Annotated in this window: 19 protein-coding genes, 2 tRNA genes and 1 pseudogene; 7 read left to right on the forward strand and 15 right to left on the reverse strand. The window is 70.6% G+C overall.

Going from position 1 to position 19,822, the window contains the following annotated elements:
* Positions 1-5: 5 nt before the first annotated feature.
* The 6 genes and pseudogenes from ACW4TU_RS13995 to ACW4TU_RS14020 form a co-directional block, all read right to left on the reverse strand.
* Positions 6-1,232, reverse strand: a complete 1,227-nt coding sequence (locus tag ACW4TU_RS13995) for an HD-GYP domain-containing protein (RefSeq protein WP_457428089.1) — start codon at positions 1,230-1,232, stop codon at positions 6-8.
* Between the two features lie 359 nt (positions 1,233-1,591).
* Positions 1,592-2,950: pseudogene (locus tag ACW4TU_RS14000) on the reverse strand (HD-GYP domain-containing protein); the annotation flags it as partial.
* 206 nt (positions 2,951-3,156) lie between these two features.
* On the reverse strand, positions 3,157-3,591 hold the full coding sequence (locus tag ACW4TU_RS14005) for a roadblock/LC7 domain-containing protein (protein WP_457428091.1): 435 nt from the start codon (positions 3,589-3,591) through the stop codon (positions 3,157-3,159).
* An 18-nt stretch (positions 3,592-3,609) separates the two neighbouring features.
* The gene (locus tag ACW4TU_RS14010; protein ID WP_457428093.1) at positions 3,610-3,774 is read right to left on the reverse strand and encodes a hypothetical protein; all 165 of its coding nucleotides are present in this window, start codon (positions 3,772-3,774) and stop codon (positions 3,610-3,612) included.
* A gap of 122 nt (positions 3,775-3,896) precedes the next feature.
* Positions 3,897-4,712 carry a hypothetical protein gene (locus ACW4TU_RS14015; protein ID WP_457428095.1) on the reverse strand — a complete coding sequence of 272 codons (816 nt, stop codon included), beginning with the start codon at positions 4,710-4,712 and terminating at the stop codon, positions 3,897-3,899.
* Between the two features lie 64 nt (positions 4,713-4,776).
* Positions 4,777-5,142, reverse strand: a complete 366-nt coding sequence (locus ACW4TU_RS14020; RefSeq protein ID WP_457428097.1) for a hypothetical protein — start codon at positions 5,140-5,142, stop codon at positions 4,777-4,779.
* 162 nt (positions 5,143-5,304) lie between these two features.
* Here ACW4TU_RS14020 and ACW4TU_RS14025 point away from each other — a divergent pair, with 162 nt between their 5' ends.
* The gene (locus tag ACW4TU_RS14025; RefSeq protein ID WP_189146998.1) at positions 5,305-5,670 is read left to right on the forward strand and encodes a hypothetical protein; all 366 of its coding nucleotides are present in this window, start codon (positions 5,305-5,307) and stop codon (positions 5,668-5,670) included.
* Between the two features lie 81 nt (positions 5,671-5,751).
* On the opposite strand, the gene rsrA is transcribed toward ACW4TU_RS14025, so the two are convergent.
* The 4 genes from rsrA to ACW4TU_RS14045 form a co-directional block, all read right to left on the reverse strand.
* The gene (gene rsrA / locus ACW4TU_RS14030; protein WP_457428099.1) at positions 5,752-6,045 is read right to left on the reverse strand and encodes a mycothiol system anti-sigma-R factor; all 294 of its coding nucleotides are present in this window, start codon (positions 6,043-6,045) and stop codon (positions 5,752-5,754) included.
* A complete protein-coding gene (sigR, locus tag ACW4TU_RS14035; RefSeq protein ID WP_055524911.1) occupies positions 6,042-6,722 on the reverse strand; it encodes an RNA polymerase sigma factor SigR in 681 nt (226 codons plus the stop codon). The genes rsrA and sigR overlap by 4 nt, the downstream gene beginning before the upstream one ends.
* Positions 6,723-6,977: 255 nt before the next feature.
* The gene (locus ACW4TU_RS14040; protein WP_457428101.1) at positions 6,978-7,628 is read right to left on the reverse strand and encodes an alpha/beta hydrolase family protein; all 651 of its coding nucleotides are present in this window, start codon (positions 7,626-7,628) and stop codon (positions 6,978-6,980) included.
* A gap of 1 nt (position 7,629) precedes the next feature.
* The gene (locus ACW4TU_RS14045) at positions 7,630-8,445 is read right to left on the reverse strand and encodes an SOS response-associated peptidase (RefSeq protein ID WP_457428103.1); all 816 of its coding nucleotides are present in this window, start codon (positions 8,443-8,445) and stop codon (positions 7,630-7,632) included.
* 49 nt (positions 8,446-8,494) lie between these two features.
* Between ACW4TU_RS14045 and ACW4TU_RS14050 the strand changes: the two genes are divergently transcribed.
* The 4 genes from ACW4TU_RS14050 to ACW4TU_RS14065 all read left to right on the forward strand — a co-directional run bounded on the left by ACW4TU_RS14050 (position 8,495) and on the right by ACW4TU_RS14065 (position 12,114).
* A complete protein-coding gene (locus ACW4TU_RS14050) occupies positions 8,495-9,217 on the forward strand; it encodes a M50 family metallopeptidase (RefSeq protein ID WP_457428105.1) in 723 nt (240 codons plus the stop codon).
* A gap of 83 nt (positions 9,218-9,300) precedes the next feature.
* Positions 9,301-10,641 carry a 3-phosphoshikimate 1-carboxyvinyltransferase gene (aroA, locus tag ACW4TU_RS14055; protein ID WP_457428107.1) on the forward strand — a complete coding sequence of 447 codons (1,341 nt, stop codon included), beginning with the start codon at positions 9,301-9,303 and terminating at the stop codon, positions 10,639-10,641.
* A 16-nt stretch (positions 10,642-10,657) separates the two neighbouring features.
* Entirely contained in the window at positions 10,658-11,668 is a 1,011-nt protein-coding gene (gene rsgA / locus ACW4TU_RS14060) for a ribosome small subunit-dependent GTPase A (RefSeq protein WP_457428108.1), read from the forward strand.
* A gap of 122 nt (positions 11,669-11,790) precedes the next feature.
* A complete protein-coding gene (locus ACW4TU_RS14065; RefSeq protein ID WP_457430085.1) occupies positions 11,791-12,114 on the forward strand; it encodes a DMT family transporter in 324 nt (107 codons plus the stop codon).
* Positions 12,115-12,141: 27 nt separating this feature from the next.
* Here ACW4TU_RS14065 and ACW4TU_RS14070 read toward each other — a convergent pair whose 3' ends face one another.
* Positions 12,142-12,774 carry a TetR/AcrR family transcriptional regulator gene (locus ACW4TU_RS14070; RefSeq protein ID WP_457430087.1) on the reverse strand — a complete coding sequence of 211 codons (633 nt, stop codon included), beginning with the start codon at positions 12,772-12,774 and terminating at the stop codon, positions 12,142-12,144.
* Positions 12,775-12,991: 217 nt separating this feature from the next.
* Between ACW4TU_RS14070 and hisN the strand changes: the two genes are divergently transcribed.
* Both hisN and ACW4TU_RS14080 read left to right on the forward strand, forming a co-directional pair.
* Positions 12,992-13,792, forward strand: coding sequence for a histidinol-phosphatase (gene hisN / locus ACW4TU_RS14075; RefSeq protein WP_457428110.1), 801 nt, complete (start codon positions 12,992-12,994; stop codon positions 13,790-13,792).
* Positions 13,793-13,957: 165 nt separating this feature from the next.
* The gene (locus ACW4TU_RS14080) at positions 13,958-14,389 is read left to right on the forward strand and encodes a CBS domain-containing protein (RefSeq protein ID WP_457428112.1); all 432 of its coding nucleotides are present in this window, start codon (positions 13,958-13,960) and stop codon (positions 14,387-14,389) included.
* Here the strand turns inward: ACW4TU_RS14080 and ACW4TU_RS14085 are convergent.
* The 4 genes from ACW4TU_RS14085 to ACW4TU_RS14100 all read right to left on the reverse strand — a co-directional run bounded on the left by ACW4TU_RS14085 (position 14,387) and on the right by ACW4TU_RS14100 (position 19,771).
* Positions 14,387-14,460: transfer RNA gene (locus ACW4TU_RS14085), tRNA-Met, on the reverse strand. The genes ACW4TU_RS14080 and ACW4TU_RS14085 overlap by 3 nt on opposite strands.
* A gap of 188 nt (positions 14,461-14,648) precedes the next feature.
* Positions 14,649-16,457 (reverse strand): tetratricopeptide repeat protein, encoded by a 1,809-nt coding sequence (locus ACW4TU_RS14090; protein WP_457428114.1) that lies wholly within the window; start codon positions 16,455-16,457, stop codon positions 14,649-14,651.
* 207 nt (positions 16,458-16,664) lie between these two features.
* Positions 16,665-16,738, reverse strand: a tRNA-Met gene (locus ACW4TU_RS14095).
* 72 nt (positions 16,739-16,810) lie between these two features.
* Positions 16,811-19,771, reverse strand: coding sequence for a UPF0182 family membrane protein (locus ACW4TU_RS14100; protein ID WP_457430088.1), 2,961 nt, complete (start codon positions 19,769-19,771; stop codon positions 16,811-16,813).
* Between the last annotated feature and the right edge of the window lie 51 nt (positions 19,772-19,822).

The following is a 19,822-nucleotide window of genomic DNA, read 5'->3' on the forward strand; positions in this document are numbered from 1 at the left end:
CATCTTCAACCGATGCGCTCCCGGACGACTCCGCCATTCCTGGCGAGTACCCGGGCGAGGGACTCCACCACCTCGGGCTGAAAGTCCCGGCCGGTGCCGAGCCGCAGCTCCTCCAGCGCCCGCAGCGGCCCGCCCGCTCCCGCGTCGCGCACCTTCTCCTCGTACGCGTTGACGGCCCGCACGATGCGCGCGGAGACGGGCTGTTCCCGGTACGGATCGGCCTGCCGCTCCACGACCACGGCGACCGCCGCGGCCACCCCCGTCTGCCGTACGACGGCCCCGCCGAGCAGCGCGATCCGGCGCTGTTCGGCCAGGGGGAGTCCGGCCGTGGCCCCGGCCGGTACCGGGTCGACGAGGCTGAGCTGCCCGATGTCGTGCATGAGGGCCGCGTACTCCAGCACGGTCAGCTCCGGCTCGGACAGCCCCAGCTCCCGCCCCACCGCCCGGCTGAGCGCCGCGACGCGACGGGCGTGCCCGGCCGGCGTGTACCCGGCGATCTCGGTGGCGCGGGCCAGCGAGGCGATCGTCTGCCGATAGGTGGCCCGCACGGCCGCGTACCGCCGGAAGGCGAGCTGCGTGAGGAGCAGCGGCAGCGAGAAGACGGGCAGCGCCCAGAGCCCGACGACGGCGACGGCGAGCGCCATGACCACCCCGGTGGCGCACACGGCGGTCCCGATCCCCAGCGTGGCCCGCAGCTCGTCCCGCAGCAGCGGACCGAAGGGCCAGCCGGTGCGCGAGTGGGCGAGCGCGGCGGCGAGTACGGCGTCGCAGAGCGCGGTGAGCACCAGCAGCGCGACAAGCAGCAGGACGTACGCGGGGCCGCCCCAGGCCTCGAACACGCCCTGGTTGTAGAGGGGTTGGAAGCAGACGGCGGCGAACCCGGCGGTGAGCACCCGGCGGGCGAGATGATCGGCGGTCGGCCCCTGTCCGCGCGCGACGTGCGGTACGCAGCCGACGAGAGTGGCCGCGACGACGACGGCGACGACCTGGAGGGCGCCGTGGTGCGTGGCCCGCCCCGCGTCCTCACCGAGCAGCGCGTACGACAGCGCCCCGGCGGCGGCGAGCGGCGCCGCCTCCCGCGCCTCGGGCCCACTCCACCGGGTCAGCTCCCCGAGCGCGACAAGCAACCCGAAGGAGACCGCGACAGCCCGCCCGTCGAGACCGGACCAGAGGGTGTGGGCGAGGGAGAGAAAGGCGAGGAGAGCGCCGGTGAGATGAACCAGGCTTCTCATGTCACCCCACCCTCACCACGAACCTGCCCGGGACCGGGGCGGGGATCGGAGCCGGGAACGGGGCCGGAACCGGGAACGGATCCGGAGCGAGAGCGGGGAAAGGGACCGGAACCGGGGCGGGGACCGGAACCGGAGCGGGGACCGGAACCGGAGCGAGGACCGGAACCGGAGCGAGGACCGATGCCGGGAACGGGAACAGGAACGGAGTCGGAGCCGGAACGAGGACCGATGCCGGGAACAGGAACGGAGTCGGAGCCGGAACGAGGATCGAAGCCGGGAACGGGAACAGGCACGGATCCGGAGCCGGGGTCAGAAATGGAGCCGGGGTCGGGATCGAGGTCGGGGCACGTTGGTGTCCGACTGGAAACGGGTGGAGTGGGTGGGTAATCACGACGGGACTGGACCCCGTCAGCTGTGACCGCCGGATGCCACCCACCCCGCCGCCCAAGCGCCCGCGCCAACGCCCCCACCATCACCGGATCGAACTGCGTCCCCGCGCACCTCTCCAGCTCCGCCAAAGCAACCCGCACAGGCCGGGCCCGGCTGTACGACCGGGTCGACGTCATCGCGTCGAACGCGTCCGCGACGGCGACCACACGCGCGAACTCCGGGATCTGGCTGCCGACAAGCCCGTAGGGGTACCCGCTCCCGTCCAGCCGCTCGTGATGGTGCAGGATCGCCGACCGGGCCTCCCCGAGGAAGCCGATCCCCCGGACCATCTCGTGCCCGTACTCCGGGTGCAGCTCGATCACACGCCGCTCCTCCGGAGTCAGCGGCCCGTCCTTCCGCAGCAGCCGGGTGGGAACGCCCAGCTTGCCCACGTCGTGCAGGATCCCGGCGAACCGCAGGACTTCCACCCGCTCGTCGTCCATGCCCAGTTCCCGCGCGATCATCATCGACGCCTGTCCGACCCGCTCGCTGTGCCCGCGCGTGTACCCGTCCTTGATGTCGACGGCCTGCACGAGCGCCCTGATCGTCGCCTGGTGCGCCGCCCGCTCCCGGTGGTACTGCGCGAACACCCACCACGACACCCACATCGGCAGCAGCACGAGCAGCGCGGCGACGGGCCCGTACGGGCCGCGCCACAGGACGGCCATCATCAGCCCGGCGAGCCCGTGCACCCCGACCGGCACCAGGGACCGTACGAACAGCCCCCGCCAGGCCAGCCGCACCGGCACCCGCTCGGCGAGCGCCAGGATGCCTCCGTCGAGCAGGGCCAGGATCAGGCAGAACGCGACCACGGCCACCCCGGCGGAGACCAGCGCGTAGGGAAAGCAGGAGGAGACGACCGCGTCCGGTCCGCCGAGCGACCAGTGCACCCGCGAAGCCGTCCAGGCGCCGATCCCGAGCTGTCCGGCCCGCCAGAGCCGGCGCGGCCAGGGCGTCCGTTCACCGCCCCGCACCAGCAGCGCGCCCGGCAGCGGCACCAGGGCGGCAGCGGCGGGCGGCAGCAGGAAGGCAGCGGCGAGCAGGACGGGCGTGTGCCACCGGGGCGGCCCGCCGCCGGCGCCCCCGGGACCGGCGGCGCCCGGACCCTCGTACCCCCGGCCCCCGCCGAACCGGCCGACCGCCAGCTGCTCGCACGCGGCGCACAGCGCGGTGAACAGCGCCACGGCGCCCCAGGGGGCATGCGCGAACCGGACGGGCGCCGCGCAGAGAACGGCCCCCACGGCGACGGCGATGACGTAGACACGCGCCCACGGCGTGATCGACCGCATGGCGCTCCCTCCCCCGTGTCCCGGACCGGCACCGGCCGGGCTGACGTTCGGCACAAGCCCGATCAGGCTCCGGGACATGGAGGATAGGGCGACGGGGGGCGACCGTACGGAGGCATTGGCCCAATCTCAGGCCCAGGAGCCGCAGATTAGCCCGTTCGAGTGAGCCGCCGACAAATCGGCTCAATACATTGGCTCAGCACATCGGTTCAGTACGCCACATCCGCCGCCAGCACCTTGGTCAACTCCTCGATCGTGGCCGGGGACTCGCGCTGGAACGCGGCGATGTCGAGCCCGTCGTCGCCCATGACGGTCAGCAGCGCGCGTTCGCCGACCGCCAGCACGATGACATGCCCGGAGCCGCACCGGGCGACCACCTCGCGCAGGGCGCCGATCTTCGCCTGCTCGGCGATACGACGGCTCACCCCGAGCGTCGCGGCGGCGAGCGCCGCCACCGACTCGGGATGCACGGTGTCCGCGTCGGCCACGACGAGCAGGCCGTCCACCGTGGACAGAACGCTCTCGGAGACTCCCATCACCCGGTCCCGCAACGAGATCAGGATGTCGGTCAGCTGCGAGGACTGGGGAGATCGGGGAGGCTGGGGATTGTCGCTGAGAGGGCTCGGAGGGCTCTGGGGACCCATGGGACGTACTCCTTGCGGTCAGTCGGGCTCAGGAAGAGCACGCAACGCACGGCGGACCTGCCGCAGCGTCTCGACAGAGGGTTGGTCGGCGGCCAGTTCTTCGGCCGAGGGGCCCAGCAGGGCAGGGTTCGCCGCACCCCGTACGGGAAGCGGCTTCCGTACGGGCAGCGGGGGCTCGCTCACACCCGGGTCGTCGTGGTCCGCGTTGCCCTCGTCGCGTCCCTCGTTGTTTCCGTCAGCGCTTCGGTCGGTGCCTCTGTCAGCACTTCGGTCGGTGCTTGGGCCATCTCTTCCATCGTCCGCACTCACTTCCCCCCTTTCTCTCCGCCACGGGGCATACGCCTCGGCAGCGGCTCGGTTCTCGACGGCACCGGCGGCGGGCCGGCGGCCGGCGTACGGCCAGGGGTGACACGCGGCGCCGTGCTGGGCCGGTCGCCGGGGACGGTCGGGGTCTCCCACCGGAGGAACCCGAGCGTCTGCATGCGGATCAGGTCCAGCATCACGGCGTACAGCCCCCGCCCCAGCGCGAAGGCGATGTCCCGGGCCGTACGGCGCCCGTTGACCTGGTTCAGGATGTCCTCGTGCCGACTGGACAGCGGCCCCTCCACAACCCCCACACCGGGTACGGGACGCACCCGGGCCAGTTCGCCCGGGGGTCCCCAGAGGCGGACGAGCAGTGCGATGCGCCGCGTCGTCTCGTCGGTGAGCTGCCGTGGCTCCACGCCCGGTCGGGCGAGGAGTGCCGGCTCCGGGTCGCTCAGCTCCCACTTGCCCGGCGCGCCGAGCGACAGGGCGAAGGCCGCGTCGAACACGGCGGCCGTACAGACGACTTCGAGCTCGGCGGCGCCGACCAGCCCGTCGGCGACCAGGCGTTCACCGAGCAGGTCCGCATCGCGCTGTGCGGCGCACGCGGCGAGCCAGTCCTCGTCGCCGATCCGGCCCGAGGTCAGCAGCGCCGAGGTGGTGGTCGGCGCGCCCGGTGTCTCGATCGCGCCCAACAGGCCGGCGCGCAGGTGGAGCGTGCCGCCCGGGGTGCCCGCGACGCGTACCGTGCCGCTGAACCCCTCCTCGCGCAGCGCCAGGAGCAGCGCGGGCAGATTGCGGGCGGCGGACGCGTTCATGCGCTCACCCGCACTCTCGTACGGGTCGTACGGGTGGGGGCGGCTGCTGTACCGGTCGGGCCCGTCATGCCAGCACCTCGCCGGCCAGGTCGCCCATGCTGCGCGCGGCGAGTGCGAGGTTGGACCGCTCCCGGTCGAGTCCGGCCGTCAGCAGCAGCGGATCGCCGGCCGGGCGGCCCACCATGACCAGCACCTGGTGACGTCGCACGCTGGTCGTGACGACGCTCTCCAGCTCGCCCTCGGCACCCGCCCGGCCCAGCCGTTCGGCGACGAGGGCGGCGAACTCGGAGCTCTCCGGGCCGTCCCCGGCCTCGGCGGTGTCTCCCGCCACTCCGTAGGTGAGACCGGTGACGGCGTCGACGAGGGCGACACCGGTGACGCCGGGGGAGTCGAGGAACCGGGCCAGCGAAGCCTCAATTGCCGTCGACATTTCGCCATTCCCCCTTCGCGTACGACCGCTGCACAGTACTTTGAGCGCAACTTTCGTAACGCACACCAAAGTTGATGTTTTACGACCCGCAGGTCGTTTGAGTTCGATCGTAGTTGCACGGACTGCGACCGGTCAGCATCACTGAGGAATTGGGGCACCAGAATGAACATCGAGACAGCGCTCAAGGAAGCCATGACCGTGGACGGGGCGCTCGGAGTGGCGCTCGTCGACTACGACAGCGGTATGTCGCTCGGCACGCTCGGCGGCGGCCCGGGCCTGGACCTGGAGCTCGCGGCGGCGGGCAACACCGAGGTCGTACGGGCGAAGATGCGTACGCTGGCCTCGCTGGACATGAACGACAGCATCGAGGACATCCTCATCACGCTGGGCAGGCAGTACCACCTGATCCGCCCGCTGGCCAGCAGCAAGGGCGCGCTCTTCCTGTACATCGCGCTCGACCGGTCGCGCAGCAACCTGGCGCTGGCCCGCCACAGTCTGAAGAGGATCGAGAACGGCCTGGACGTCTGAGGTCCCAGGTACGGGAACAGGCTGGAAAAACGAGATCGGCCCCGCCTTGGCGGGGCCGACGACGTCCGGCGGTGTCAGCTGTCAGCTCTCGGCAGTCACGTCGTGATCGGGCACGGCCTGCCCGGAGCGGATCATGTCGAGCCGTCCCATGACCTTGGCGCGCAGGTCGGTCGGCACGTCGTCCTGACCGCAGCAGCGCTTGACGAGCTTCTTCACGGCCTGTTCGAGCCCGTACTTCTCCAGGCACGGAGAGCACTCCTCGAAGTGGACCTCGAACTTGGTGCAGTCCGAGTCCGGCATCTCCCGGTCGAGGAACTCGTAGAGATGATCGAGTACTTCACTGCAGTCCGTCTCGTGCGGCTCTCCGCAGCTCATGAGCCCGAGCCTTTCGCTTCGTTCGACTCTCCGGCACCGGCCGGGACCAGGCCACGGTCACGGGCGTAGTCCTCCAGCATGCCGCGCAGCTGACGGCGACCGCGGTGCAGCCGGGACATCACCGTACCGATGGGTGTCCCCATGATGTCCGCGATCTCCTTGTACGCAAAGCCCTCTACGTCCGCGAGATACACCGCGATCCGGAATTCCTCCGGGATCGCCTGCAGCGCTTCCTTCACGTCCGAGTCGGGCAGGTGGTCGAGCGCCTGCGACTCGGCGGAGCGCAGACCGGTCGACATGTGCGACTCGGCACGCGCGAGCTGCCAGTCCTCGATCTCCTCGGCGGCGCTGCGCTGGGGTTCGCGCTGCTTCTTGCGGTACGAGTTGATGAAGGTGTTCGTGAGAATCCGGTACAGCCACGCCTTGAGGTTGGTGCCCTCACGGAACTGGTGGAAGGACGCGTACGCCTTCGCGTACGTCTCCTGCACCAGGTCCTCGGCGTCGGCCGGGTTGCGTGTCATGCGCAGCGCGGCGGAGTACATCTGGTCGAGGAATTCGAGTGCGTCCCGCTCGAAGCGCGCGCTGCGCTCGGCGGTCGACTCACTCCTGCCCGGACCCTCGGGCTGCTCCGCCTGGCCGTGTTCGGTCCCTGCGTCGGTCCCAGTGACCGGACCCACCTCCTCCAGTGCCGTGGTGAGACCGAAACCGATCCCACTCGAATCGGAGGATAGACGAACATCGTGTCCGCCCGCCGCCCGAATAGGGGCGGTCTTCGTCGCGTGCAGCACCGTCCAGTCCAGGTCAGCGCTGCTGCGGCGATTCGGGCAGATGGTCGAACCCATGCGGCGGACTTCCTCTCGTACGAACGGTCACCCCACGCTCGTGGTGTCTGATCCGCACAACAGTGGTCCGCCGCCCGGCATTCCCGGCCCTCACCCGAGTGACGCGATCCACTCCACGACCCGCCCGGTGATCACCGCCAGCGCCTCCTCCTGCCCCATGGGTGCCCGTTTGGGCACGGCGAAACCATGATCGCCGTAGGGAACCTCCACCAACGCGTGCTCGCCCGGCGGGAACTCGGCCGGCTTCCCGAACGGATCGTTGCCTCCCTGGACAACGAGGACGGGCACCCCGGCCCCGAGCAGTTCGGCGGCCCGCGACTTCTCGGGCCTGCCGGGCGGATGCAGCGGGAAGGAGAGCGCGAGCACGGCCACGGCGCCCAGTTCCCCGGCCGTACGACAGGCCACGCGGGCCCCGGCGCTGCGCCCGCCCGCGATCACCGGCAGCCCGGGCCTGGCGAGTGCGGGCCAGATCCCCCGCCACCCCACGTCCAGCGTCTTCGGCGCGGGCGCCACCTTCTTCCCGGCCACCCGCCAGGGCTGCTCGACGAGCGCCACGGTGACGCCGTGCGCGGGCAGCTCCCCGGCGAGCGCCTGGAGATCCCGCGCCTCGATGCCCCCGCCGGCGCCATGACCGACGGCGAGGACGAGCCCGGCCTTCGCGGCCGGACGCCAGGTGATGCGGGCGGTGCCCGCGTCGGTCTCGACCGTCTCGACGGTCACGGTGGTGTTCTGGGTGCTCACGTCAGAAGAGTGTGCCCTCCTCGGGCCCCTCCAGCTCGGTCAGCAGCTCCGGTCCGTTGTTGCGGACGTTGCTGACGGCCGTGGAGACGGGGTAGGCGCGCAGCATCCCGGTGGGCGGCGGCGCGAGCAGCCCGCGCAGGTCGTCCACGTCGGTGCGGGCCGGGTCGAGCCAGGCGTCCCAGTGGTCCGGGGTGAGCATCAGGGGCATCCGGGGATGGATGTCGGCCAGGGCGCCCGGCCCCTCGGCGGGGGCGCCGGCGAGCGGGGTGGTCTCGGCCTCGGTGGTGATGACCGAGCAGGTCACCCACCAGGCCAGCGGGTGGTCGTCGGGCAGGGTCCGGTCCCGCCAGAACTCGTACAGGCCCGCCATCGCGAAGACCGACCCGTCGGCGGGCGTCACGAAGTACGGCTGCTTCCGCGGCCGCTTCTTCTTCCCCTCGACCTCCAGCTCCCGCTCGCCGGTCCCGGTGACCCACTCGTAGTAACCGTCGGCCGGCAGGATGCAGCGCCGGGTGGTGAAGGCACGACGGTACGAGGGCTTCTCGTGGACCGTCTCCGCGCGCGCGTTGATCAACCGGGCGCTGCCCTCGGGCGTCTTGGCCCAGGAGGGGACCAGCCCCCATTTCAGCTTCCGCAGCTGCCGAACCGGATCCGGATCGTCGGCGTCCTTGAGAGGACGGTCGAGGACCGCGTAGACCTCTTTGGTCGGGGCCACGTTGTAGTCGGGGGCGAGTGTCTCCTCGGGCTCCCACTTCTCGACCTCAAAGATTCCTGCGAGATCCTCGGGCGCACGACTCGCTGCATACCTACCGCACATACGTGCCACACTGCCAGATTCGAAGCGACGCTAGGAGCCTCCGCCCACAATGGACAGCACCGCATCCACCTCGCTGGCCGGCCTCTGGGACGAGATATTCGGCAGCCAGCCCGACCCCGACCTGTGGGTGGTGATCGCGACCATGGTGGCCGCGCTCGCCGTGATCGTCCCGCATCCGCTGTGGCGCCTCTCCCGCAACGCGATCACCATCGCGCACGAGGGCGGCCACGGTCTGGTGGCACTGCTGACCGGCCGCACCCTCACCGGCATCCGCCTGCACTCCGACACCAGCGGCCTCACCGTCAGCCGGGGCAAGCCGCACGGCCTGGGCATGATCCTGACGGCCGCCTTCGGCTACACCGCTCCCCCGCTGCTCGGCCTCGGCGGCGCCGCGCTCCTCGCCGCCGGACACATCACGGCCCTCCTGTGGCTGGCCACGGCGCTGCTGCTGGCGATGCTGGTGATGATCCGCAACGCGTACGGCGCCCTCACGGTGTTCGTCTCCGGCGGGACCTTCGTGGCGGTGTCCTGGCTCGCCGGCCCCCAGATCCAGGCGGCGTTCGCGTACGCGGTGGTGTGGTTCCTGCTTCTGGGCGGGGTCCGCCCGGCCTTCGAACTCCAGGCCAAGCGCCGCAGGGGCGGAGCGGGCGACTCGGACGCGGACCAGTTGTCGCGGCTCACGCACGTACCGGCGGGGCTGTGGCTGTTCCTGTTCCACGCGGTGAGCCTGTGCTCGCTGATCGGCGGGGGGCGCTGGCTGCTGGAGGTATGACGCCCGAGCGATTCCGGGAGTGGGGGAGCGGCCGGCGGCAACGGCGGAGCCCCCGAAGAACGACCGCCCACTAAAGTAAACCTATGGCCCCCAACCCCGCAGACCCCGCCCTCTGGCCCGCCCCGCACGCGAGCGGAGCCGTCGACGCGACGGTCCACGTGCCCGGGTCCAAGTCCGTCACCAACCGCGCCCTCATCCTCGCCGCCCTCGCCTCGGAGCCCGGCTGGCTGCGCCGCCCCCTCCGGTCCCGGGACACCCTGCTGATGGCCGGCGCCCTGCGGACGATGGGCGTCGGCATCGAGGAGACGGTGTCATCGAGCTCGTCCGTCGCGGGGGCCCCCGACGGTTCCGGCGAGGCCTGGCGTGTGATCCCCTCCGGCCTGCACGGGCCCGCCACGGTCGACGTCGGCAACGCCGGCACGGTGATGCGCTTCCTGCCCCCGGTCGCCGCCCTCGCCGACGGCCCCATCCGCTTCGACGGCGACCCGCGTTCGTACGAGCGTCCGCTCCACGGCGTGATCGACGGCCTGCGCGCCCTCGGCGCCCGTATCGACGACGACGGTCGCGGCGCGCTCCCCCTGACGGTGCACGGCGGCGGCGCCCTGGACGGCGGCCCGGTGTCGATCGACGCGTCCTCCTCGTCGCAGTTCGTGAGCGCCCTGCTCCTCTCCGCCCCGCGCTTCAACCAGGGTGTCGAGGTCCGCCACACCGGCGCGACCCTGCCCTCGCTCCCCCACATCCGGATGACGGTCGACATGCTGCGCGCGGTCGGCGCCCAGGTGGACACCCCGGAGTCGGGCGGCGAGCCGAACGTCTGGCGGGTCACACCGGGCGCCCTGCTCGGCCGCGACCTCACCGTCGAGCCGGATCTCTCCAACGCCCAGCCCTTCCTGGCGGCGGCCCTGGTGACCGGCGGCAAGGTGACGATCCCCGACTGGCCGGCCCGCACCACCCAGCCCGGCGACCGGCTCCGCGAGATCTTCACGGAGATGGGCGGCTCCTGCGAACTCACCGAGTACGGGCTGGAGTTCACCGGCTCCGGGGCGATCCACGGCATCGACGTGGACCTGAGCGAGGTCGGCGAGCTGACCCCGGGCATCGCGGCGGTCGCGGCCCTCGCGGACTCCCCCTCCACCCTCACCGGGGTGGCCCATCTGCGCCTCCACGAGACGGACCGCCTGGCGGCCCTGACCAAGGAGATCAACGAACTCGGCGGCGACGTGACCGAGACGGCCGACGGCCTGCACATCCGCCCGCGCCCCCTGCACGGCGGCACCTTCCACACGTACGAGGACCACCGTATGGCGACGGCCGGCGCGATCATCGGTCTGGCGGTGGAGGGCGTACGGATCGAGAACGTGGCGACGACGGCGAAGACCCTCCCGGACTTTCCCGATCTGTGGGCCGGAATGCTCGGGAACTGACGGGCGGACCAGGATCATGCGCCGCTACGGCAAGAACACCGACGAGGACGACATCCGTTCCCGCCCGAACCCCAAGGGCAACCGACCCCGTACGAACATCCGCCCGAAGCACGAGGACGCGGCCGACGGCATGGTCCTCACCGTCGACCGGGGGCGGCTGACCGTCCTGGTCGACGGCCGGATCGTCATGGCGATGAAGGCCCGCGAACTGGGCCGCAAGGCCGCGGTGGTCGGCGACCACGTGGCCGTCATCGGTGACCTCTCCGGCAAGAAGGACACGCTGGCCCGCATCGTCCGCATCGCGGCGCGCACCTCGCTCCTGCGCCGCACGGCGGACGACGACGACCCCTACGAGCGGGTGGTCGTGGCCAACGCCGACCAGCTGGCCATCGTGACGGCCCTGGCGGACCCCGAACCCCGCCCCCGCCTCATCGACCGCTGCCTGGTGGCGGCGTACGCCGGCGGCCTGACCCCGCTCCTGGTCCTGACCAAGTCGGACCTGGCCCCGCCCGACCAGCTCCTGGAGCTGTACGGCGCCCTGGACATCCCGTACGTCGTCACCAGCCGCCAGGAGCTGGAGAGCGGGGCCGCCGTGGCCCGCGTACGCGAGCAACTGGACGGCAAGATCACGGCGTTCGTCGGTCACTCGGGCGTCGGCAAGACGACCCTGGTCAACGCCCTGGTGTCGAACGACCAACGGCGTTCGACGGGAATCGTCAACGCGGTGACGGGCCGCGGCCGCCACACCACCACCTCCGCCCTGGCCCTCCCCCTCTCGGGCGACGCGGGCTGGGTGGTCGACACCCCGGGCGTACGTTCGTTCGGACTGCACCATGTCGACCCGTCCCTCGTGATCCACGCCTTCCCCGATCTGGAACCGGGTACGGAGGGCTGCCCGCGCGCGTGCAGCCACGACGAGCCCGACTGCGCGCTGGACGAGTGGGTGGAGAAGGGGCACGCCGATCCGGCACGGCTCTACTCCCTGCGCCGGCTGCTGTCGACAAGGGAGCGGACGGACGGCGACTGACCTCCGCGTTGTTTGGCAGGGGCGACGGCCGGTAAGTGCATAATCGCACCGAGCCGGATCCGAGCATGACGAAACAGACGCAGCAGACGAAGCAGTCGACGTGGCACACGGGAGGACAGGACATGGCGTGGCTGCTGGTCGTTGTGGCGGGACTCCTGGAAGTCGGCTTCGCCGTCTGCCTGAAGCTGTCCCACGGCTTCACCCGCCTCTGGCCGACGGTCGCGTTCTGCGTCTTCGCCCTCGGCAGCTTCGGCCTGCTGACCCTCTCCCTGAAGAAGCTGGACGTTGGCCCGGCGTACGCGGTGTGGACCGGCATCGGCGCGGCGGGCACCGCGATCTACGGAATGATCTTCCTGGACGACCTGGTGTCCGTCCTGAAGATCATCTCGATCAGCCTGGTGATCATCGGTGTGATCGGCCTACAGCTGTCGGGCTCGTCGCACTGACCCCACGGGACAGGACACCCCACCCGCTCAGTTCCCCACCGCAGCGCCGTCCGGCCTCTGCAACACACTCCGCACGAGGTCGGCGACGCCCCCCTCCCCCGGGGGCGCGGCGACGCAGGACAGGGCGAGCCGGACGGCCAGTTCGCAGGTACGGGACATCTCGGCCACGTCCGACTTGGCAGCGCCGGCGCCGGACAGCACGGTCACGGCACGGTCCCGGACGAGCGCCACGAAGTCGCCGGGCGAGGGCAGCGGCCCGTCGGCCCGTCGCTGCGCGGGCACCGCGGCGGAGGACGGCACGGCGGACAGTGTCGGCGAGGGCAGCCGCTCGCTCCAGCAGCCGGTCAGCAGAGCCCGTACGAGGATGTTGTCGCGGGCGGCCGACGCGGTCCACTCGGCGGCCCCGGTGAGCCGCTCCCGCGCACCGGCACCGGGGTCGGCGGGCCCGGTCAACGCCCTTTCCACGCCCGCGAGGTAGGCGTCGGCCTCTCTGCGCACCAGGGCCCGGGCGAGCCCCTCCTTGCTGCCGAACTCGTTGTACAGCGTCTGCCGGGACACTCCGGCCGTCGCCGCGACGTCGACCATGCGCACCGTGGACCACGGACGACGCGCGAGCGCCGTGTAAGCGGCATCCAGCAAGGAATCCCGCGCTGCAGGCATCATTCGCCTCCCAGGGGCGAGCGGCTCTGGGCCCCAGGTTTGACGCGCACGGGGTCACTGTCAAGGGTTCGCGACAGCGCCAGGGGGCGCGTATCGACATTCGCACCCGTCCGGAGCCGACAGGCGTCAGCGAAGCCGACGGACCCGGACAACCGCGGGTCATCCCGGCCGTTGCCCCCTGTAGCCCGGCGGCAGCCGTGAAAGATACGGTTCGCCTATGCCCGACTATCTCGATGACCTGCGCCTTGCCCACGTCCTCGCGGACGCTGCCGATGCCACGACGATGGGCCGGTTCAAGGCACTCGACCTCAAGGTCGAGACCAAGCCGGACATGACGCCGGTCAGCGAGGCGGACAAATCGGCCGAGGACTTGATGCGGGGCCAGTTGCAGCGGGCCCGCCCGCGCGACGCGATCATCGGCGAGGAGTACGGCACCGAGGGCACCGGTCCCCGCCGCTGGGTGATCGACCCGATCGACGGCACCAAGAACTACGTCCGCGGGGTGCCCGTCTGGGCCACGCTGATCTCCCTGATGGAGGCGGGCGAGGGCGGCTTCCAGCCGGTGGTCGGCCTGGTCTCCGCTCCCGCGCTGGGCCGCCGCTGGTGGGCGGCGAAGGGCCACGGCGCGTTCACCGGCCGCAGCCTCTCCTCTTCGTCCCGGCTGCGCGTGTCGAACGTCTCGAAGATGACGGACGCGTCGTTCGCGTACTCGTCGCTCACCGGCTGGGAGGACCGCGGTGTGCTGGGCGGCTTCCTCGACCTGACCCGCGAGGTGTGGCGCACGCGCGCGTACGGCGACTTCTGGCCGTACATGCTGGTCGCCGAGGGTGCGATCGACATCTGCGCGGAGCCGGAGCTGTCCCTGTGGGACATGGCGGCCAACGCGATCATCGTCACGGAGGCGGGCGGCACGTTCACCGGCCTCGACGGCCGCCCGGGCCCGCACAGCGGAGACGCGGCGGCGTCGAACGGTCACCTGCACGACGAGATGCTGGGATACCTGAACCAGCGCTACTGATCTCCCGCACGCCCCGAATCAGCCGCACACGCCCCCTTGTTGACCGTCGCTTTACCTGCCACTCTGAAGCTCTCCCCCACTTGTGAACTTGTGAAACGCTGAACAAGCCGGCGCTGACAGGACACTGCACAGGGGCGGGAACTCTCTAGGAGGTGGCTCCACCCCATGCTCGTACGTGACGCCATGAGCACCGTGGTCCTCACCATCGGCCCCGATCACACACTCCGTCAGGCCGCCGCGCTGATGGCCGCGCGGCGTATCGGAGCGGCGGTGGTCCTCGACCCGGACGCCGGCGGCATCGGCATCCTCACCGAACGCGACATCCTCAACTCCGTCGGCCGCGGCCAGAGCCCCGACGCGGAACGCGCCCACGCCCACACCACCAACGACGTCGTCTTCGCCACGCCCTCCTGGACCCTGGAGGAGGCCGCACACGCGATGGCCCACGGCGGCTTCCGCCACCTCATCGTCCTGGACGGCGGCGAGCCTGCGGGCATCGTCTCGGTCCGCGACATCATCCGCTGCTGGGCCCCGGCACGACAGCACGCACCGAGGGCCGAAGTCCTGAATCGGACTCCGGCCCTCGGCCTCAAGTAGCGGGGACAGGATTTGAACCTGCGACCTCTGGGTTATGAGCCCAGCGAGCTACCGAGCTGCTCCACCCCGCGTCGGTAAACACAACGTTACGTCAGCCCCACCCACGAAGGCAAATCGCATTTCAGCCCGTCCGGCGTTTGAGGACGAGGCCCCTTCAGGGCCGAAGCGGGGACCTGGGGGCGCAGCCCCCGGGAACGGGACGGGACGGTAGGGGCGGCGGGGGCGAACCAAGCCACGCCCACCCCCACCCACCGCCCCGTCAGGCAGAAAGCTCCTCCCGCAACGCATCCCGCAACCGAGCCGCCCGCTCAGCGACCTCCCCCGGCCCCAACGAAACCGCCAGATCGGCCCACCGCTGCCCCTCCGCCAACTCCCCCCGCCGCGCGTACACCAGCGCCAACCGCAACGCGGCCCGCCCATGCCCGGCCTCAGCCGCCCGGGCCCACCACACCGCGGCCTCGGGCTCACTCCCCTCCCGAGCCAGCAACAGCCCAAGATTGAACGCCCCGTTGCGGGACCCGGCCTCAGCGGCAGCCCGGTACCACCGGGCCGCCTCCACCACGTCCCCACGAGCCGACGCCAGCATCCCCACCCGCACCTGCGCCCGCCGATGCCCCTGGGAAGCCGCCCGCTCGTACCACTCCTCACACTCCGTCTTCTCGTGCGCGATCTCACCGAGTTCATGCGCGGGCGCCTGCGGACGCCGCGCGTCGAGCACCGAGGCCAGCCGGTACGCGGCCTCGGGGCTCCCCCCGCCCGCCGCGCACCGCAGATACCGCTCGGCCTCCCGCTCGTCGCCCTCCCGCAGCCGGGCGATCCCGACCTGAAGCGCCGCCTCGGTGTGCCCGGCGCCGGCGGCCCGCTCGTACCACCGCAGCGCGGCCACGTCCTTGCCTCGCCCGGCGTACAGGATCCCGAGGTTGAAGGCGGCATCGACACTGCCCGCCTCGGCGGCCTTGGAGAACCACGGCTCGGCCCCCGCCGCGTCCCCACCCTGCAACAGCAGAATGGCGAGCGCGTTCGCGGCCTCGCGATGCCCGGCGTACGCGGCCCGGCGGTACCACTGCTCGGCCTGCGCGGTACGCGACTGCTCGGCGCAGAGCAGACCGAGGTTGTACGCGCCGTTCACGTCCCCGGCGTCCATGGCCGCCCGGTACCAGCGCTCGGCGGTCTGGGTCTCACCGCGCTCGGCGTGCAGCGCGCCCAGCGCGTTGGCGGCGTTGCCGTCCCCGTCCTGGGCAGCCCGCAGCCACCACACGGCGGCGCTCTCGGCGTCCCCCGCGTCGCGCAGCAGGAACCCGAGCGCACACGCGGCCCGCGCCTCGCCGTCCTTGGCGGACGTCAGATACCAGCGCCCGGCCTCCTTGAGCTCACCGCGCCGCTCCAGAATGGCCCCGAGATGCAGCGCGGCGCGCTGATGCCCCCGAGCTGCCGCCTGCCGGTACCACTGCTCGGCCTCCCCGCAACCACCGTCACCCGCACCGTCCTCGGCGCCCGCGCTCTCCACGTCCTCCGCGGCCTTGCGGTCGAGCGCCCGGGCCAGCCGGTACGCGGCCTCCCGGTGCCCCCGCTCGGCGGCGACCCGCATCCACCGCTCCGTGGCCGCTTCCCCGCGGTGCTCCAGCAGATCGGCGAGGGCGTACGCGCCCAGCACGTGCCCCTGCTCGGCGGACTGGCGCAGCCAGTACTCGGCGGCCGGCTCGTCGCCGCGCTCGCGGTGGTGGCGGCCGAGTGCGTGCGCGGCGGGGGCTGAGCCGGCGACAGCCGCGACCCGCCACCATCCGGCGGCATCGTCGGCGTACCCGCGCTGGTGCAGGAGGACGCCGAGGTTGTTGGCCGCGGCACGGTCACCCGCGGCGGTGGCGGCACGCAGCAGAGGCTCGGCTCCGTCGAGATCACCACGGCGCAGCAGCATGGCTCCGAGGACACTCATCGCCTCGACGTCGCCGGCCTCGGCCGCGAGCCGCCTGCGCGCCTCTTCTACCGCCTCGCCGGTTTCGTCCCGGTCGGAAGGCTGCACAAATCGCCCTGTCTCCAACAGAGTTGCCTTGTCCCCCATAACGTCCATCGTCGCACCACCTGCAACCTGGGTACACCTGGTATACCGCAGCCAGTGAGGTCTCTACAGCGTTTTGTCGACTTGCCCACAGAGAGACAAGTGAAACACAAATACCCTCAACTGCCCCGGGTAGGCGCGGCCCTTCACCAGGTCGGCACATGCGTTCGCACACCACAAAGGCCCGGATCCTTGGAGGATCCGGGCCTTCGCGATCAGTAGCGGGGACAGGATTTGAACCTGCGACCTCTGGGTTATGAGCCCAGCGAGCTACCGAGCTGCTCCACCCCGCGCCGTTGTGTTGCAACCGTACCACGGCGCGGGAGGGGCAGTAGACACAGCCTCAGCAGGGCTTCCGACCAGCACTAACTACTGGCGGAAGTACCACTGGGACTGCTGCTTGGACTACCGCTGGGGCTGGGGCTCGCACTACCGGAGGAACCACTCCCGCTGCCGGCCTTCTTGTCGGCCGCGGTCTGCGCCGCCTCAGCCCGCTTGAGCGCGCTTTCGAGCTCCGTCTGCGCCTTGCCGTACGCCTCCCAGTCGCCCTTCTTGAGAGCGGCCTGACCGTCGTCGAAGGCCTTCTGGGCATCGTTGAGGGCCTCTTGGACCGTCGGGTTGTCGGACGACGGTGGCGGCGTCGTCGTACCATCGCCGTCGCCCGGCGGCTCGGTGGTCGTGCCCTCCGCCCCGAAGACCTTGTCGAGCGCGGCGTCGAGCGTGTCCTCGAAGGCGGTCTGGCCGTCGTAGGTCACCAACACCTTGCGCAACAGCGGGTACTTGAGTCCGCTGCCTCGTACGTAGACGGGCTCCACGTACAGCAACCCGCCGTCGAGCGGCACCGTCAGCAGGTTGCCGTACTCGATCTCCGAGTCCCCGCCTCTCAGCAGCCTGATGGTCTCGGCGATGTTCTGTTCGGAGTTGAACTGGCTCTGGACCTGTTTGGGTCCGCTGACGGTTCCGCTCGTCGGCAGTTTCAGGATTCTGATTTTGCCGTAATCACTCGTCCCCGCCTCGGCGTTGACGGACATGAAGGCACTCAGGTTGTCCCGGCCGTTCGGCGTGAACGTCGTCGTCAGGGAGAACGCCTGCGCCTGCTGGTCGGGCATCTTCATGCTCAGGTAGTACGGCGGCACCGCGTCGCCCGACTTGTTGCTCGGGTCGTCCGGCACCTGCCACACCTCGGAACCGCTGAGGAACGTCTCGGCGTCCGCCACGTGGTAGCGGGTCAGCAGCTCGCGCTGGACCTTGAACAGGTCCTGCGGGTACCGGAGATGGGCCATCAGCGAGGCCGAGATGTCGCTCTTCGGCTCGACCGTGTTCGGGAAGGCCTTCATCCAGGTCTTCAGGACCGGGTCCTTCGTGTCCCACTGGTAGAGCTTGACCTCACCGGTGTACGCGTCGACGGTCGCCTTCACCGAGTTGCGGATGTAGTTGACCTGGTTCTGCTGGGCCACCACCGCGCGCTGGTTGTTGCCCGCGGTGAGCGAGTCGGCCGTCGTGTCCCCCAGAGTGGTGCGAGAGGCGTACGGATAGCCGTTCGTCGTCGTGTAGGCGTCGACGATCCACTGGATCTCACCGTCGATGACGGCCGGGTAGGCGTCACCGTCGATGGTCAGCCAGGGCGCCACCGCCTCGACGCGCTCCTTGGGCGTGCGGTTGTACAGCACCCGCGAACCCTCACCGATGGCACCGGAGTAGAGGATCTGCGGCTCTCCGAACGCGACGGCGTACGCGGCACGGTTTATCGGGTTGGAGAGGCTGACTCCGCTCTTCCCCCGGTAGCTGGTGGTCTTCTCACCGGTGTCGTCGGAGTAGTCGATCTCCTTCTGGGGACCGCCGACGATCGAGTACTGGCTGGTCTTCTCGCCGTAGTAGATCCGCTGCTGGTACGTCCCGAGGTCACCCGTGGACGGCAGGTCGGACTCGGTGAACACCGGGCGGCCCTGGGCGTCCCCCGTGGTGCCCTTGGCGGCGACCACGCCGAATCCGTGCGTGTAGCGGAAGTGGTCGTTGATCCAGTTGTTCTTCGGAATGCCGCTGAGGTTCAGCTCTCGCAGACCGATGACGGTGTCCTGGTCCTTGCCGTCCTTGCTGTACCGGTCGACGTCCAGGTTGGTCGGGAACGCGTAGTAGTTCCTGATCTGCTGGAGCTGCTGGAATGTCGGCGACACGATGTTCGGGTCCACGATGCGGATGCTCGCCGTGGCGTCGACGTCGTCGCGCAGCTTGGTCTTGTCCTCGGTGTCACTGCGGCCGGCGTACTCGCTGACCTTGGCGCCGTCGATGCCGTACGCCTCGCGCGTCGCCTTCAGGTTCTTCTCGACGTACGGGGCTTCCTTCGCCTGCTCGTTCGGCTGGACCTGGAACTTCTGCACGATCGCCGGATACAGCCCGCCGATGAGGATGGCCGAGAGGACCATCAGTCCGAAGCCGATGACGGGCAGTTGCCAGGTGCGCCGCCACAGGGTCGCGAAGAACAGCAGCGAGCAGATGATGGCGATGCAGAACAGGATCGTCTTGGCCGGCAGGTAGGCGTTGGCGTCGACGTACCGCAGACCCGTCCAGTTGCCGGTCGCCTTGAAGTCGCTCGACTTCACCGCGAGGCCGTACCGGTCGAGCCAGTACGCGACCGCCTTGAGGGCGACGAAGATACCCAGCAGCACGGACAGATGGCCGGTCGCCGCGGCCGTGGCGCGAGCCCCCGGGCTGGTGACGCGCAGCCCGCCGTACAGATAGTGGGTGAGGGCGGCGGCGATCAGGGAGAGGATCGTGGCCGCGAAGCCGAAGCCCATCAGGAAGCGGTACCAGGGCAGGTCGAAGGCGTAGAAGGACACGTCCAGACCGAACTGGGGGTCCTTCTGTCCGAAGGACACGCCGTTGACCCACATCAGCCAGGTCCGCCACTGCCCGGACGCGGACGCGCCCGCGATGAGGCCGACCAGGGCGGTGATACCGAGCAGCAGCCACTTCTTGTACGGCGCGATGCCCATGCGGTACCGGTCGAGGCTCTGCTGCTCCATCGACATGGCACTCAGCGGCGGGCGCAGCCGGTGCGCCAGCCAGATGTTCACCCCTACCGCGGTCGCCATCAGCAGACCGAAGAAGAAGAAAAGACCGATCTTGGTCCACAGTGTGGTCGTGAAGACCGATGAGTAGTTGACCGAGCGGTACCAGAGCCAGTCCGTCCAGAAGCCCGCGAACATGATGAACGCCATGCCGAATACGGCAAGGACGCCCAGCGTCATGAGCAGGGTCCGGACGCGCCGGGACGGGCGGCCCACTCTGATCCGTGGCCCCTGCGGGCCTCCGCCGCGGTCCGGCATCTGGAAAGCCAAGGTCGGCACCTCAAAAGTCGCTGTCGGTCCGTCAGGCCC

It is taken from the genome of Streptomyces kryoterrae (genome assembly GCF_054072135.1).